The sequence below is a fragment of the Paracoccus methylovorus genome (genome assembly GCF_016919705.1).
GTDB lineage: Bacteria > Pseudomonadota > Alphaproteobacteria > Rhodobacterales > Rhodobacteraceae > Paracoccus > Paracoccus methylovorus.
The window spans coordinates 828,917-843,771 of record NZ_CP070368.1 but is presented as its reverse complement, the minus strand read 5'-3'; the positions used below and the strand labels follow the sequence as shown (position 1 = coordinate 843,771).

The following is a 14,855-nucleotide window of genomic DNA, read 5'->3' as shown; positions in this document are numbered from 1 at the left end:
ATACGAAAGGACCGATCATGACGATTTCTGCCTGTAGCCCCCTGAACAGCATCCTCCATCGCATCCTGCCCCGTGACGAGAACGCCTTGCCTGTCGCAGCCGACGGCCCCGATCTGGGCACGCTGCCCGAATGGGATCTGAGCGATCTCTACCCTGCCCCCGATTCGCCCGAACTCGCTCGCGATGTCGAGGCTGTGGAGCAGTCCTGCTGCAGCTTCGCCCGCGACTACGACGGCAAACTGGCTGCGCTGGACGCCGACAAGATGCTGGAATGCATCGAACGCTATCAGCAAATCGACATTCTGGCCGGTCGCGTCATGTCCTATGCCGGGCTGCGCTATTACCAGAACACCACGGATTCGGCGCGCGCCAAGCAGATGGGCGATCTTCAGGATCTCATCACCACGGCAACCGCCAAGCTGGTCTTCTTCAGCCTGGAGTTCAACCGTATCCCGGACGGGCGCTACGAAGAAATCTTCTCTGCGCCGAACGGCCCTGCGCGCTACAAGCCGGTCTTCGACCGCATGCGCGCCATGCGCCCCTATCAGCTTTCGAATGAGCTGGAACGCTTTTTACACGACAATTCGGTCGTGGGCGCCGCTGCCTGGAACCGCCTCTTCGACGAGACCACCGCCGGCCTGACCTTTGACGTGAACGGAGAAGAGCTGGGCTTGGAGGCCACGCTGAACCTGCTGACCGATCACGATCGTCCCCGGCGCGAAGCCGGCGCCCGCGCACTGACCGAGGTCTTTGGCAAGAACGTCAAGCTTTTCGCCCGCATCCACAACACGCTGGCCAAAGAAAAGGCGATCGAGGACAAATGGCGCAAGATGCCGACGCCACAAACTGCGCGCCACCTGTCGAACCATGTCGAACCCGAAGTGGTCGAGGCCCTGCGTGATGCCGTCACGACCGCCTACCCGCGCCTGTCGCATCGCTACTATCGGCTCAAGGCGCGCTGGCTGGGCTTGGACAAGCTCCAGATCTGGGACCGCAACGCACCGCTGCCCAGTGAAAGCGCGCGTCTTATCCCCTGGCCCGAGGCGCAGGCCACCGTGCTGGATGCCTATGCCGGATTCTCGCCGCAACTGGCGGAACTGGCTCAGCCCTTCTTCGAGCAAGGCTGGATTGACGCGGCCGTGAAGTCCGGAAAAGTCCCCGGCGCTTTTGCCCATCCCACGGTAACGACCGTGCATCCCTATGTGCTTTTGAACTATCTCGGCAAGCCGCGCGATGTGATGACGTTGGCGCATGAATTGGGACACGGCGTTCACCAGCGGCTGGCAGCAGCACAGGGAGAGCTTCTGGCCGCGACACCGCTGACACTTGCCGAAACGGCAAGTGTTTTCGGCGAGATGCTGACCTTCCGCGCCTTACTTTCGAAAACCACCGACAAGGCACAGCGCAAAGCTCTGCTGGCCGGAAAAGTCGAAGACATGATCAACACGGTGGTGCGCCAGATCGCCTTCTATGATTTCGAATGCAAGCTGCACGCCGCACGCGCCCAAGGGGAACTGACCCCCGAAGACATAAACGCCCTCTGGATGTCGGTACAGCACGAAAGCCTGGGCGACGCCTTCGAATTCATGCCGGGCTATGAGACTTTCTGGACCTACGTGCCGCATTTCATTCATTCGCCCTTCTATGTCTACGCCTATGCTTTCGGTGACGGGTTAGTGAACGCGCTTTATGCTGCCTATGAAGACGGACTGCCCGACTTTCAGGCGAAATATTTCGATATGCTGGCCGCAGGCGGCTCACGGCATCACAAGGAACTCTTGGCCCCCTTCGGTCTTGATGCCTCGGATCCGGCCTTCTGGGACAAGGGCCTTTCCATCATCGAAAGCTTCATCGACGAACTTGAAACGATGGAGGTCTGACCGTCGCAAACCGGGGGCGCTTCTCCCCCGGACCCCCAGAGGATATTTACACACGAAAGAAGCGGTAAATTATTCCGTTATTCTTCGTTGCCCAAATATCCTGGGGGAATCCCGAAGGGATGGGGGCAAAGCCCCCGCCTTTCTTACAACCCATCCTTGGATTGAATTTTCGGCAGTTTTCCATCGCCTGAGGCATGCGCCTGCCCTATCTTGCCGGAAAACGGGAAGGGAAATCTTATGATCGGCATAATCCGGCGTATCATCCTTTGGCTTCTGGGGTTGGCGCTGGTTGCGGCGGCAGTAGTTGCGATCTGGGGTCCCGGCTTCGTCGAGGATCGTCTGAACCCCGTCACCACGCCAGCCGAGGGCTGGCCCGTATCACCTCAGGCCGAGGCGCTGCATCAGCGACTTGTAATCGGCGACTGGCACTCCGACGCTCTGCTTTGGGACCGCGACCTTCTGGAGCGCGCGTCCCGCGGCCATGTGGATATCCCCCGGCTGGCCGAGGGGAATGTCGCGGTTCAGGTTTTCACAACGGTCACCAAAAGCCCCCGCGGGCAAAACTACAGCCATAACTCTGCTCAGGCCCCCGACAACATCACACCGCTTTTTATCGGCCAACTGCGCCCCCTGCCCAGTTGGTTCAGCCTCAAGGAGCGTGCGTTGACACAGGCCGACGCGCTGCACCGCGCCGTCGAACGCGCTCCTGACCAACTCATGTTGATCCGTTCGGCCAAGGATTTGCAGACTCTGCTGGAAGCGCGTCAGAATGGCGCTAAAACGGTGGGCGCTATCCTGGGTTCCGAAGGCGCGCATCCGCTGGAGGGGCAGATCGGTAACCTTCAGGTGCTTTATGGCGCAGGTTTCCGCCTGCTGGGGCTGACGCATTTCTTCGACAACGAGTTGGGCGGGAGCCTGCATGGCGAAGGTGGCAGCGGTGCGGGGCTAAGCCCGCTGGGTCGGCAGGTGGTGGAAGAGATGACGGCCAAGCGCATGGTCATCGACCTTGCCCATGCAAGCCCCCAGATGGTGCGTGATGTACTGGCTATTCCGGGCACGCGACCGATCCTGTCGCATACCGGTATTCACGGCCAATGCCCCAGCCCCCGGAACCTGGATGATGCGTTGGTAAAGGCCATCGCTGAAAAGGGCGGGCTGATCGGCATTGGCTATTGGGCCGATGTGGTCTGCGGCAAAACTCCGGCCGATATCGCCAACGCCATCCGGGCCGCTATCGCGCTTGTGGGGGAGGATCACGTCTCGCTCGGCTCGGATTACGACGGTTCGGTCGGTGTGCCCTTCGACGCCGCAGGTCTGTCGGCACTGACACAGGCCCTGATGGATGCCGGGCTGAGCGACCAGCAAATCACCAAGGTCATGGGCGGCAACATGATGCGCTATCTTGCCCAGACGCTGTGAACGCGCCTAAGCTTTCGCAGGATCTAAGGAGAGCCCCGTGCTGACAGTCTATGGCGTCACCCGTTCGCGCGCATCGCGCATCATCTGGCTGTGTCATGAGCTAGGTTTGCCGTTCAAGCAGGTGCCGGTGATTCAGGCCTATCGCCTACCCGACCCCGACGCGCCGGATGCGCCTTTGAATACGCATTCGCCAAGCTTTCTGAAGCTGTCGCCCGCCGGTGCCATTCCGGTGATGCAGGACGGCGATCTGGTGCTGTCGGAATCCTTGGCCTGCACCCTGCATCTGGCGTGCAAATACGGCCAGCCCTTCGGCCCTGCCGACGCGGTCGAAGAGGCGTTGATGCTGCAATGGAGCTTTTACGCCGCGACCGCCATAGAGCAGGATGCGCTGACCATCCTTTTCAACCATGGCAATGGCCAGTCGCAATCCGGGGCCGCTCAGGCCACGGTCGCCCATGCGGCCGAGCGATTGATCCGCCCTCTGCATGTTCTGGAAGATCACATTGGCCGCCATGGTCACCTGATCGGCGGCCGATTCACCGTAGCCGACCTGAACGTCGCCGAAGTTCTGCGCTATGCTCAGGGCTATGGCGCGTTGATGGAGCAGTTTCCGGCGGTCATCGCCTGGCTTGGCGATTGCCAAGCCCGCCCGGCATTCCGCAAAATGTGGCAGGAGCGGCTGACCGAGCCGGAGTAAGCCCCTCGGACTCGGATGAGGAAACCGGCGCAGAGCACGCGTGTGGCTGGGTGGCGCGTTTTCAATCCAAAGGTCGCAGGCCCCCCGACCGGCCCATTGAAACGTCCCCTATCTGCCCGACATGACTAGCATGGCCGAGCACACAAACGGCTGCGGCTTTTGCTGCAAGCCGATCCGAAAAGCCGCGGCGCTATGCAAAAACATTTCCAGCAAAGGCGGGTACCGATTTTATGTCGGAAATGCATAAAAACAAGGATCTACAGCATTTCTGCGATTCAATGAATTGCCGAAATGCTGTAGGGATCGGCCACGCCAGATTGTCGACTGCATCCAAGCTTTGAACCTAGCCTTCTGGGGTGGGCATCCTCCGATTCTCGGGGCGCAACGAGGCGCCCAGAATATGTTCTGCCGAATGAACCACATGGCTTGCGTGGCCGACGATCAGCGGATCGGGCGGCGTGGCAATGGTCAGATCCTTGTCCGGGTAATCAAGCGAGGACAGGAAATGCCGCATGCAATTCAGCCGCGCCCGTTTCTTGTCGTTCGACTTGACAATGGTCCAGGGTGCATCGGCGGTATCGGTGTAAAAAAACATCGCCTCTTTCGCCTCGGTATAGTCATCCCATTTGTCGAGGCTGGCCAGATCGATGGGGGAAAGCTTCCAGCGTTTCAGCGGATCGGTCTCGCGAGCCTTGAAGCGCGCCCGCTGTTCGCTGCGCGTAACCGAGAACCAGTATTTGTAAAGCCGGATACCCGAGCGTGCCAACATCCGCTCGAATTCCGGGGCCTGCCGCATGAATTCCAGATATTCGACCGGGGAACAAAAGCTCATGACCCGCTCGACCCCGGCACGATTGTACCAACTGCGGTCGTAAAAAACCATCTCGCCAGCGGTCGGCAGGTGCTGGATATAGCGCTGAAAGAACCACTGTCCGCGTTCGATTTCGGACGGCTTGTTCAGCGCCACCACCCGGGCAAAACGCGGATTCAGATGTTCCATGAAACGCTTGATCGTGCCGCCCTTGCCGGCGGCGTCGCGCCCCTCGAACAGGATGACGAATTTCTGCCCGGTCTCTTGCGCCCAAAGCTGGGCCTTCAGCAACTCGGACTGCAGCCGGGCCTTTTCCTTTTCATAAGCCACGCGCCCCATGCGACGCGGATAGGGATAGCGCCCCGACTCGAAAGCCAACCGGATCGCATCCGGGTCGATATGGGGAAAACTTCTTGGCCCTCGCGGCTCCACATCAACCGGAGGAGTTGTCGGCGGGACGACTGATGGTTCTGTCCCCCCCGCCTCGTTCTCGACAAGCTCGCTACTCGCCGAGAAAACTAGGGACTCACTTGAAACAGGATGATCTTCCATATGTCTTGACCAAGCTAGGACTGAATAATTGGCCAAGTCTGACAGGACATGCGCCCTAGCGCCTTGATCCGGGTCAAAAAGAAATCAAATCCTACTAAAACCAGAGGCAAATCCGTCGTGATTGCAGTGCTATCCCTTGCGGTTGGCAGCGGCCTGCCCACTTTCCCTTGCCCCCGCCCCATGGGGCATGAGATAACCCCGCCCCAGAAGAACAAGACGAGCAGGTGCAATGGCCGACGATCTCTTCCCCTCTGCGGATAAGGCTTCCGACAGTTATTCGGCGTCCTCGATCGAGGTGCTTGAGGGGCTGGAGCCCGTGCGCAAACGGCCCGGTATGTATATCGGTGGCACCGACGAACGGGCCTTGCATCACTTGGTGGCCGAGATCCTCGACAACTCGATGGACGAGGCGGTGGCCGGCCATGCCAGCCGCATCGAGGTGGAAATGCTGGCCGATTTCAGCGTGGTGATCCGCGACAACGGCCGCGGCATCCCTATCGATCCGCACCCGAAATTCCCCGGCAAATCGGCGCTGGAGGTGATCCTGTGCACCCTGCACGCAGGCGGCAAGTTTTCGGGCGACACTTACCAGACCTCGGGTGGGCTTCATGGCGTCGGCGCCTCGGTCGTCAACGCGCTTTCCGACAGCATGGTGGTGCAGGTCGCCCGTAACCGTGAGCTTTACGAGCAGCGTTTCTCGCGTGGTCTGCCACTGGGTCCGGTCGAAAAGATCGGCGCGGCGCCCAACCGTCGCGGCACTACCGTGACCTTCCATGCCGATGAACAGATCTTTGGCCACCACCGGTTCAAACCCGCGCGCCTGCTGCGCATGGTCAAGTCCAAGGCCTATCTGTTCTCGGGTGTCGAGATACGCTGGAAATCCGAGGTGGACGACGGCGAAACGCCGTTGGAGGCGACCTTCCATTTTCCCGGCGGCCTTGCCGATTATCTTGGCGAAGTGCTGGGCAAGGCCTCGACCTATGCCGACCGTCCCTTTGCCGGCAGCGTCGATTTCAAGGAAAAGTTCAACGTCCCCGGCAAGGTCGACTGGGCGATCAACTGGACCCCCTCGCGCGACGGCTTCATCCAGTCCTATTGCAACACGGTGCCCACCCCCGAGGGCGGCACCCATGAGGCCGGCTTCTGGTCCGCCATCCTGCGTGGCATCCGCGCCTATGGCGAACGGGTCAGCAACAAGAAGGCGGCGCAGATCACCCGCGAGGATCTGCTGGCCGGAGGCTGCGCGCTGGTCTCGTGCTTTATTCGCGAGCCGGAATTCGTCGGTCAGACCAAGGACCGCCTTGCCACCACCGAGGCGCAACGGCTGGTCGAAGGCGCGGTGCGCGACCATTTCGACAACTGGCTGGCCGCGGATACGAAATCGGCAGGCGCCATTCTGGATTTTCTGGTGCTGCGGGCCGAGGAACGGATGCGCCGCCGGCAGGAAAAGGAAACCGCCCGGAAATCCGCCACCAAGAAACTGCGCCTGCCCGGTAAACTGGTCGATTGTTCTGCCACCAATCGCGAAGGCACCGAGCTTTTCATCGTCGAAGGCGACTCGGCCGGCGGCAGCGCCAAGATGGCGCGCGAGCGTACGACCCAGGCGCTGCTGCCGCTGCGTGGCAAGATCCTGAACGTGCTGGGCGCAGCCTCGTCCAAGCTGGGCTCGAACCAGGAGATCGCCGATCTTTGCCAGGCGCTGGGTGTCAACATGGGCACAAGGTTCAATGTCGACGATCTGCGTTACGACAAGATCATCATCATGACCGACGCCGATGTCGACGGCGCTCATATCGCCTCGCTCCTCATGACCTTTTTCTTTACCCAGATGCGGCCATTGATCGACAAAGGCCATCTGTATCTGGCCTGCCCGCCACTTTACCGGCTGACGCAGGGCGCACACCGTATCTATGTCGCCGACGACGCCGAGAAGGAAATCTGGCTTGCCAAAGGGCTGGGCGGCAGGGGCAAGATCGACGTGCAGCGTTTTAAGGGTCTGGGTGAAATGGACGCCAAGGATCTGCGCGACACAACCATGAACCCAAAAACCCGCAAGCTGATCCGAGTCTCGATCGACGATGACGAGGGCGGCGAAACCGGAGATCTGGTCGAGCGGCTGATGGGTAAAAAACCCGAACTGCGCTTTCAGTTCATTCAGGAAAACGCCCAATTCGCCGATTCCGAGGAATTGGACGTGTGACGCTGGTCACGCCGCTTGCCATCTATGTTTTGGCGGCGCTGGCCGAAATCGCGGGCTGTTTCGCCTTTTGGGCTTGGCTGCGTTTGGGCAAATCGCCGCTTTGGCTGGCACCCGGCATGCTGTCCCTAGCATTGTTCGCGTGGCTTTTGACCCGGATCGACGTCGATTTTGCCGGCCGAGCCTATGCGGCCTATGGCGGGATTTATGTCATCGCCTCGCTTGGCTGGCTCTGGCAGACCGAGGGGCAGGTGCCGACGCGCTGGGATCTTTTGGGCGGCGCACTTTGCGTGCTGGGGGCCATGGTGATCCTGGCCGGACCTCGCGCTGGATAATGCGAAGTTTAGAATTAAGTGCAATAATCAATTATATTGCATTGTAATATAGTGTTTTTTTAAAAATCAGAATCGCATTCCCACGGAAAAACCCGCCCCTTCGGTGCCAATTCCAAAGCTGGCCGCACCGAACGTGAACCCTATCAACGCCCCGGTAAGAACCTGCTGCGGGGTATGCTCACCCGCGTGCAACCTGCTCCATCCCGTGAGGCCCGCGGCACCATAGGCCAGCGCACCCGCCTCAGGCCGGTCGTCGAAACATTTCCCCGCCAGATCGGCAGCGCCGAAAAACGCCGCTGCGGTGTGACCCGAGGGGAAGCCCTTGCCCTCGCCCGAAGGCCGGCGCGAGATCGGCTGGCCGTCGAAAAACTCCTTCATCCCCCAAACCAGTGCGGCCTGCAAAACACCCCGCACGGCGAAATCCTCCAGCCGTCCTTGATCGGCGGCGCAGGCCGCAGCCGCCAGCGGCAGGCCGTATTTCATCGCCGTACCGAACTGCTCGACGGGGTCGGCCACCGCAGAACTCGCCAGCAGACCGACGCAGGCAGCCGCTATCAGACGCATGAGACCCTCCGCTCAAGGCCCCTGAATGCCTCATCGCGTGCCGCAACTGCGCTTCTCATGCGCCCAGCCGGATCACCCGGTCCATCCGGCCCGCCAGTTCCATGTTATGCGTGGCAATCAGCGCCCCAAGGCCCGTATCGCGCACCAGCCCCATCAGCATGTCGAAAACCTTGTCAGATGTGGCGGGATCCAGGTTCCCCGTCGGCTCATCCGCCAGCAGCAACGAAGGCTGGTTCGCCAGCGCCCGGCAAAAGGCGACCCTTTGCTGTTCGCCACCAGACAGTTGCGCCGGCCGGTGATCCGCACGGTGGGACAGGCCCACCCAGCGCAGCAGATCCAGCGCCCGTGCCCTCGCGGCTGACTGAGGAACGGCATTCGCCAACTGCGGCAGAACGATATTCTCCGCTGCCGAAAATTCAGGAAGCAAGTGGTGGAATTGATAGACGAAGCCCAATTCTTCGCGGCGGGCCTCGGTCCGCGCCCGGTCGTTCTGCCCCGCCATGTCGCGACCATTCAGCAGCACCCGGCCAGAATCGGCTGTGTCGAGCAGCCCCGCGATATGCAAAAGCGTCGATTTCCCGGTGCCCGAAGGTCCGACCAACGCCACAACTTCGCCACGCGCGACCGAAAGCGACAGATCCGACAGAACGGGCACCGGCGCAGGCCCGCCCATGCCGTAGGTCTTGGAAATTCCGTCCAGAACCAGAATGTCACTCATAGCGCAGCGCCTCCACCGGGTTCATCCGAGCTGCGCGGCGGGCCGGGAAAATGGTGACGATAAAGGACAGCGCCAGCGACAAGGCCGCCGCCCGGAAAATATCCCAGGCCCGCAATTCGGCAGTCAGTTGATAGATGCCGCGCACCTCGGGCTGCCAGGCATTGCCGCCCGTCAACGCATTCAGCGCCGCCATGATGTGATCGACGTTCAGCGCCAGCGCCACGCCCAGAACCACGCCGGCGATGGTGCCGATTACCCCGGTAAAGGCCCCGCACAGAAAGAATATCCGCAGCACGGAACCCTCGGTCAGCCCCATGGTTCGCAAGATGCCGATATCGCGGCCCTTGTTCTTGACCAGCATGATCAGCCCGGAGGTAATGTTCATCGAGGCGATCAGCACCAGAATCGACAGGATGATGAACATGACGTCATCCTCCATATCAAGCGCCGCAAGGAATGAACCCGATGCATCGCGCCAGGTCCAGATCTGCGCGCGCTCGCCCGCGGCCTGCAAAAGCGGCAGCGTCCAGTCATCTATCCGCTCGGGGTCGGTCACGAAAACCTCAATCTCATCGGCAAGGTCTTCGCGGTTGAAAAAGCTCTGCGCCTCGGCCATCGGCATATAGATGCGCGCCTTGTCCACATCATAGCGCCCGGCGGAAAAGATATAGACCACCTCAAAGGACTCGACCCGGGGCGTGGTGCCGAAGGGCGTCTTGGCGCCATCGGGCGCAACCAGTTGCAGCCGGTCGCCGACGCCCAGCCCCAGATCACGGGCCATACCGATGCCTATGGCGATGCCGCAGTCGAAATCATCAAGGTTCCCTGCCGCCCGATCCGGGTCGGCGATGCCCGACATCTCCCTAAGCGCATCGAGCGTGATGCCATAGACATCGCCCAAGGTGGCGGATTCGCCCTGCCGCGCCATGACCTGCGCACGGATCACGGGCATCGCGCGGGTCACGCCGGGGATCTGTTCGATCTTGGCGGCCAACGCATTGTAATCCTCGATCCTACCGGGGGTGACATAGGTCTCTTCGGTCAGTTCGTTATAGATCTGCGTAGGCGCATAATAGACCGTGCTATGGGCGTTGGCACCCAGGATCGTATCGACAAACTCGGCCCGAAACCCGGCGCGCACCGCCAGCGTGGCGATCAGCGCCATCACGCCCAGCGTGATGCCGATCAGGCTGATCCAGGTCATGACGCTGACGCCGCCCTCGGCCCGGCGCGCGCGCAGGTAGCGCCATGCGATCATGAATTCGTAACGCGAAAACGGGGCGGGACTGGCCATCGCTTACCTGTCTGTTGGGTCGCGCCTGATTGGCCTTTCAGCGTTGACAATGCAAGCCAACAAGGCCGTGACCCGCGGGTCATGGCTTGGGATGGTCGTCCCATTGCGAACTGAGGATCCGCTCTGCATCGCCCTTGGGGTCGTCGTATTGGCGACCGCGCAGGGACCAGATAAAGGCCAGAAGCCCAAGCCCGCCAAGGGCAAGGGAAACCGGGATCAGAAGGCCGAGAATTTCCATGCTTCCCCCTTTTTACCTCAACCGCAGCGCGTTAAGCGTCACGCTGATCGAGCTCAGCGACATGGCCAGCGCCGCCATCAGCGGGGTGGCAAAGCCGGCAATGGCGATGGGAACCGCAACGACGTTGTAAAGCAGCGAGATGGCAAAGTTCTCTTTGATCCGGGCGCGTGCCTTTCGCGCCAGCGCCAACGCCTCGGCGACGGGGGCAAGGTCGCTGCCCATCAGCACCATATCCGAGGCGGTGCGCGCCGCGTCCAGCGCCGAGGCGGGCGAGATCGAGACATGCGCCTCGGCCAGCGCGGCCGTGTCGTTAAGCCCATCGCCAACCATCAGCGCATGCAGCCCTTGCTGGCGCAACCCGCGCAGGGTTTCGGCCTTTTCAACGGGGGTGACGCCGGCTTGCCATTCTGCGATGCCCAGCCGCTGGGCCAGATCCTGAACCACTGGCGCGGCATCGCCCGACAGCAGCATCACCCGCCGCCCCGAGGCGAGAATCCGCGCCACGCAGGTCTCGGCCCCCGGACGTAGCCGGTCCGAGAATTCCAGCCGGATCGGCGCGTCCTGACCCAAGGACAGCCAGCTTGCCGAAAGCCGGGCATCGCCATGCCGGGCGCCCAGCCAGTCGGCACGGCCCAGCCGAACCTCGCGCCCCTGCCACGTCCCGGCGATACCATAGCCCGGAACCTCGCACAGATCGGAAAGGGCTGCGGGTCGGGCCCCGGCGTCAGTCAGCGCCTGCGCCAAAGCCTGGGACAGCGGATGGCCAGACCCCTGCGCAAGCGCCAGCGCCACCGGCCGCGCCTCGGGCGAAAGTCCGTCCAGCGAAACCAGTTGCGGCACGCCCATGGTCAGGGTGCCCGTCTTGTCAAAGACCACGGCATCGACCTCTGCCAGCCGCTCCAGCGCTGTGCCGTCCTTGATCAGCATGCCACGCCTGAACAGCCGGCCCGAGGCGGCGGTAATCACCGCAGGCACGGCCAGACCAAGGGCGCAAGGGCAGGTGATGATCAGCACAGCCGCCGCCACATTCAGCGCCAGCCGCGCGTCATGCGTAGTGAAATACCAGCCAAGGAAGCTGCAAAAGGCCAAAAGATGCACCATCGGCGAATAAAGGCGCGAGGCTCGGTCGGCCAGCCCGGTATAATGCCCGCGCGCCGATTCCGCCGCCGCGACAAGGGCTGTCAGCCGCGCCAGCGAACTGTCGCGCCCTGCCGCCGTCACCCGCATGATCAGCGGGCCGGTCAGGTTCACCTCGCCCGCCGAAAGCGCGACGCCGGGACCGGCCGGGACGGGAATACTTTCACCCGTCAACAGTGAGCGGTCGATTTCGCTGCTGCCTTGCGCGATCTCGCCATCCGCCGGAATGCGGGCACCGGGGCGAATGCGGATCAGGTCGCCCGGGACCAGTTCGGAAACCGGCACCGGTTCGTCGCCCGCCGACGTGACACGAAAGGCGCGCGGCACTTCAAGCGCGGTCAGTTCCTCGGCCGCCGAGCGGGCCACGGCGCGGGTCCGGTAATCCAGATAGCGCCCGATCAGCAGAAAAAAGCACAGCATCACCGCCGCGTCGAAATAGGCGTGGCGACCGGAATGCAGCGTTTCATAAACCGAGATCGAGCTGGCCAGGATCAGCGCCAGCGAAATCGGCACATCCATGCCCAACCGCCCATGTCGTAGGGCCCGCCATGCGCTGGCGAAAAACGGCTGCCCGGCAAAGACCACCGTGGGCAGCGCGATGGCACCGGAAATCCAGTGGAACATGTCGCGCGTCGCGTCCTCGGCCCCGGACCAGACCGCGACGGACAGGATCATGATGTTCATCATCGCGAATCCCGACACGCCGATGCGCATCAGGATGTCCCGGCCCTGCCGGTCGGCAGCACTGGCGCTCAGCGCAGCCGGGTCAAGCCCATGCGCCTCATAGCCGATGCTTTCAACGACAGGGATAAGCTCATCCGCAGTCATGCCGGGCGCATCCACGGTCACGCGGCGCAGCGTCAGGTTGACGCGCGCGTCCCTGACGCCGGGATGACGGTTCAGCACCCGCTCGACATCGGTAATGCAGGTGGCGCAATGAATCGTCGGCAGGGACAGGATGACGTCCCCCTGCCCGCCAACCGCTCCGGCGATGCGCTGCGCCAGCGGCGCCGCATCGCAGGCCGGACAGGCCGAGAGACGTGCGTCGTGATCGTGCAGCGCGGTATCCGCCATGTCAGTTCACCCGGTTGCCGTGATAATGGTCGATGCGCTGACGGAACGTCGTGCCGTCGGGGCTGGTGGCGGTCAGGTGGATATTCCACGTTCCCGGCGCCAGCGTCAGCGGCGCGCGGAACACACCGCCGGCATAGGTGAACCCGGGCGTCTGATCCTCGCGGCTATGAGTCGGACGACCCACCGTCACCTCCAGATCCTGCACGGGTGCCGGATAGCCCTGTTCGTCGCGGATCGTAAGCAGCAGTTCATGCCCGTCGAATTCCGGCGTAACCGTCCAGTTCAGCGCCTCCTGAGCCGCGCGTTCGCGGTCGAAGTTCTGCGAGGCGACATAACTGTTCTTGACCTCAAGCCCCGGAAAGGTCCCGACGGCCTTGACCGCCATGAAAACATTGACGGCGATAATGGTGCCAAAGGCAACCAAGGTGATGATCAGCACATGGCGGCCGGTCAGTTCGCGCTGCATCATTCGCTCCTTCCGTGGAAGACGGTATCGATGCGGGATTTCACCCCATCGGTGACATCCTCGACCCAAAGCGTCAACTCACTCTGTCCACTTTCGGCCAATGCAGAGCCGGGTTCGGCGGTGATATAGACCCGCTGCGTATGGGTGCTGTCGGCAAGCACGCTAAGGGCGGCATCGGGCAACCCCTCCAGCGTCAAGGCGACGCCCTGCGGCGCAGAGCCGTCCGATCCGGTGACCAGGACGCGGAAATCGCGCTCGTCCCCCTGTTTGTTGCGCAGTCGCAACGCATAGGTGTTGCGGATCGCGCCGTCGGCCATGGTGACGTAAAGCGGGTTGCGCACCGGCGTCACGTTCAGGTCGAAAGGCGAGCGAAGGAACAGCGCCACGATCAAAGCCACACCGATCCCGGCCCAAAGGGTGAAATACAGAATTGTGCGCGGACGCAGGATATGCCGGATCACCGGCTTCGGGGTTTCGCCCGCGCGCTCGGCGGACTCGTCCCTCAGGGCCATGTAATCGATCAGGCCGCGCGGCTTGCCGATCTTGTCCATCACCTCGTCGCAGGCGTCGATGCAAAGGGCGCAGGTGATACATTCCATCTGCTGTCCATCACGAATGTCGATGCCCATGGGACAAACGTTCACGCAGGCCATGCAGTCGATGCAATCGCCCTTGGCCGCACCGTCGGATTTCGTCGCCTCGCCCTTATGCAGCTTGCCGCGCGGCTCACCGCGCCAGTCGCGATAGGCGACAGTCAGCGTATCCTCATCCATCATGGCGGCCTGAATGCGCGGCCACGGACAGGCATAGATGCAGATCTGCTCGCGCGCGAAACCACCGAAAACGAAGGTGGTCGCGGTCAGGATACCCATGGTGATATAGGCGACCGGGTGCGCGTTTCCGGTAAACAGGTTTCCCAAAAGCGTGGGTGCATCGGTGAAATAAAAAATCCACGCGCCGCCGGTCATCACCGCGATCACCAGCCAGATCGTCCATTTCGTCAGCCGCAACCGCAGCTTGCGCGCGCTCCATGGTGCGTTCCACAGCCGCAGGCGGGCGTTGCGATCCCCCTCGACCCAGTGCTCGGTCAGCATGAAAAGGTCGGTCCAGACCGTCTGCGGACAGGTATAGCCGCACCAGACACGTCCCAGCGCCGAGGTGAACAGGAACAGCCCCAAACCCGCCATGACCAAAAGACCGGCCACGAAATAGAATTCATGCGGCCAGATCTCGATCCAAAAGAAATAAAAGCGGCGATTGGCGAGATCGACCAGCACTGCCTGATCCGACAGGCTGGGTCCGCGATCCCAGCGTATCCATGGCGTAACGTAATAGATCGCCAGGGTCACCGCCATGATGATCCATTTCAGGTTGCGAAACCAGCCATGGGCCCGGCGAGGAAAGATCGGCTCTCGGGCGGCATAGAGACGTGGCGGGTCAATGTCGGAATTCGACATGATTGGCTCCTGTTGC

At 62.0% G+C, this 14,855-nt stretch carries 13 protein-coding genes; 5 read left to right on the top strand and 8 right to left on the bottom strand.

Features of this window, described 5'->3' with window-relative positions:
- The first annotated feature begins 17 nt into the window (after window positions 1-17).
- The 3 genes from JWJ88_RS04260 (at window position 18) to JWJ88_RS04250 (ending at window position 3,996) form a co-directional block, all read left to right on the top strand.
- Window positions 18-1,880 (top strand): M3 family oligoendopeptidase, encoded by a 1,863-nt coding sequence (locus tag JWJ88_RS04260; RefSeq protein WP_240200194.1) that lies wholly within the window; start codon window positions 18-20, stop codon window positions 1,878-1,880.
- Window positions 1,881-2,117: 237 nt separating this feature from the next.
- Complete coding sequence (locus JWJ88_RS04255; protein WP_205294864.1) at window positions 2,118-3,299, top strand: dipeptidase; 1,182 nt, start codon at window positions 2,118-2,120, stop codon at window positions 3,297-3,299.
- Between the two features lie 37 nt (window positions 3,300-3,336).
- Window positions 3,337-3,996 (top strand): glutathione S-transferase family protein, encoded by a 660-nt coding sequence (locus tag JWJ88_RS04250; protein WP_205294863.1) that lies wholly within the window; start codon window positions 3,337-3,339, stop codon window positions 3,994-3,996.
- A 343-nt stretch (window positions 3,997-4,339) separates the two neighbouring features.
- On the opposite strand, the gene ppk2 is transcribed toward JWJ88_RS04250, so the two are convergent.
- Entirely contained in the window at window positions 4,340-5,359 is a 1,020-nt protein-coding gene (gene ppk2, locus JWJ88_RS04245) for a polyphosphate kinase 2 (protein ID WP_205294862.1), read from the bottom strand.
- A gap of 229 nt (window positions 5,360-5,588) precedes the next feature.
- Here ppk2 and parE point away from each other — a divergent pair, with 229 nt between their 5' ends.
- The gene (parE, locus tag JWJ88_RS04240; RefSeq protein WP_205294861.1) at window positions 5,589-7,559 is read left to right on the top strand and encodes a DNA topoisomerase IV subunit B; all 1,971 of its coding nucleotides are present in this window, start codon (window positions 5,589-5,591) and stop codon (window positions 7,557-7,559) included.
- A complete protein-coding gene (locus tag JWJ88_RS04235; RefSeq protein ID WP_205294860.1) occupies window positions 7,556-7,891 on the top strand; it encodes a YnfA family protein in 336 nt (111 codons plus the stop codon). The genes parE and JWJ88_RS04235 overlap by 4 nt, the downstream gene beginning before the upstream one ends.
- A gap of 66 nt (window positions 7,892-7,957) precedes the next feature.
- On the opposite strand, the gene JWJ88_RS04230 is transcribed toward JWJ88_RS04235, so the two are convergent.
- From JWJ88_RS04230 to ccoG, 7 genes are all read right to left on the bottom strand, one after another.
- Complete coding sequence (locus JWJ88_RS04230) at window positions 7,958-8,455, bottom strand: phosphatase PAP2 family protein (RefSeq protein WP_205294859.1); 498 nt, start codon at window positions 8,453-8,455, stop codon at window positions 7,958-7,960.
- A 55-nt stretch (window positions 8,456-8,510) separates the two neighbouring features.
- Window positions 8,511-9,173: an ABC transporter ATP-binding protein gene (locus JWJ88_RS04225; protein WP_205294858.1), complete on the bottom strand. Its 663-nt coding sequence runs from the start codon at window positions 9,171-9,173 to the stop codon at window positions 8,511-8,513.
- On the bottom strand, window positions 9,166-10,467 hold the full coding sequence (locus tag JWJ88_RS04220; protein ID WP_205294857.1) for a lipoprotein-releasing ABC transporter permease subunit: 1,302 nt from the start codon (window positions 10,465-10,467) through the stop codon (window positions 9,166-9,168). Before JWJ88_RS04220 ends, JWJ88_RS04225 begins: the two co-directional genes overlap by 8 nt.
- A gap of 79 nt (window positions 10,468-10,546) precedes the next feature.
- Window positions 10,547-10,705 (bottom strand): cbb3-type cytochrome oxidase assembly protein CcoS, encoded by a 159-nt coding sequence (gene ccoS, locus JWJ88_RS04215; RefSeq protein WP_205294856.1) that lies wholly within the window; start codon window positions 10,703-10,705, stop codon window positions 10,547-10,549.
- A gap of 12 nt (window positions 10,706-10,717) precedes the next feature.
- A complete protein-coding gene (locus JWJ88_RS04210) occupies window positions 10,718-12,916 on the bottom strand; it encodes a heavy metal translocating P-type ATPase (RefSeq protein WP_205294855.1) in 2,199 nt (732 codons plus the stop codon).
- Between the two features lies 1 nt (window position 12,917).
- Window positions 12,918-13,382: a FixH family protein gene (locus JWJ88_RS04205; RefSeq protein WP_205294854.1), complete on the bottom strand. Its 465-nt coding sequence runs from the start codon at window positions 13,380-13,382 to the stop codon at window positions 12,918-12,920.
- Window positions 13,382-14,839: a cytochrome c oxidase accessory protein CcoG gene (gene ccoG / locus JWJ88_RS04200; protein ID WP_205294853.1), complete on the bottom strand. Its 1,458-nt coding sequence runs from the start codon at window positions 14,837-14,839 to the stop codon at window positions 13,382-13,384. The genes JWJ88_RS04205 and ccoG overlap by 1 nt, the downstream gene beginning before the upstream one ends.
- Window positions 14,840-14,855: the final 16 nt, after the last annotated feature.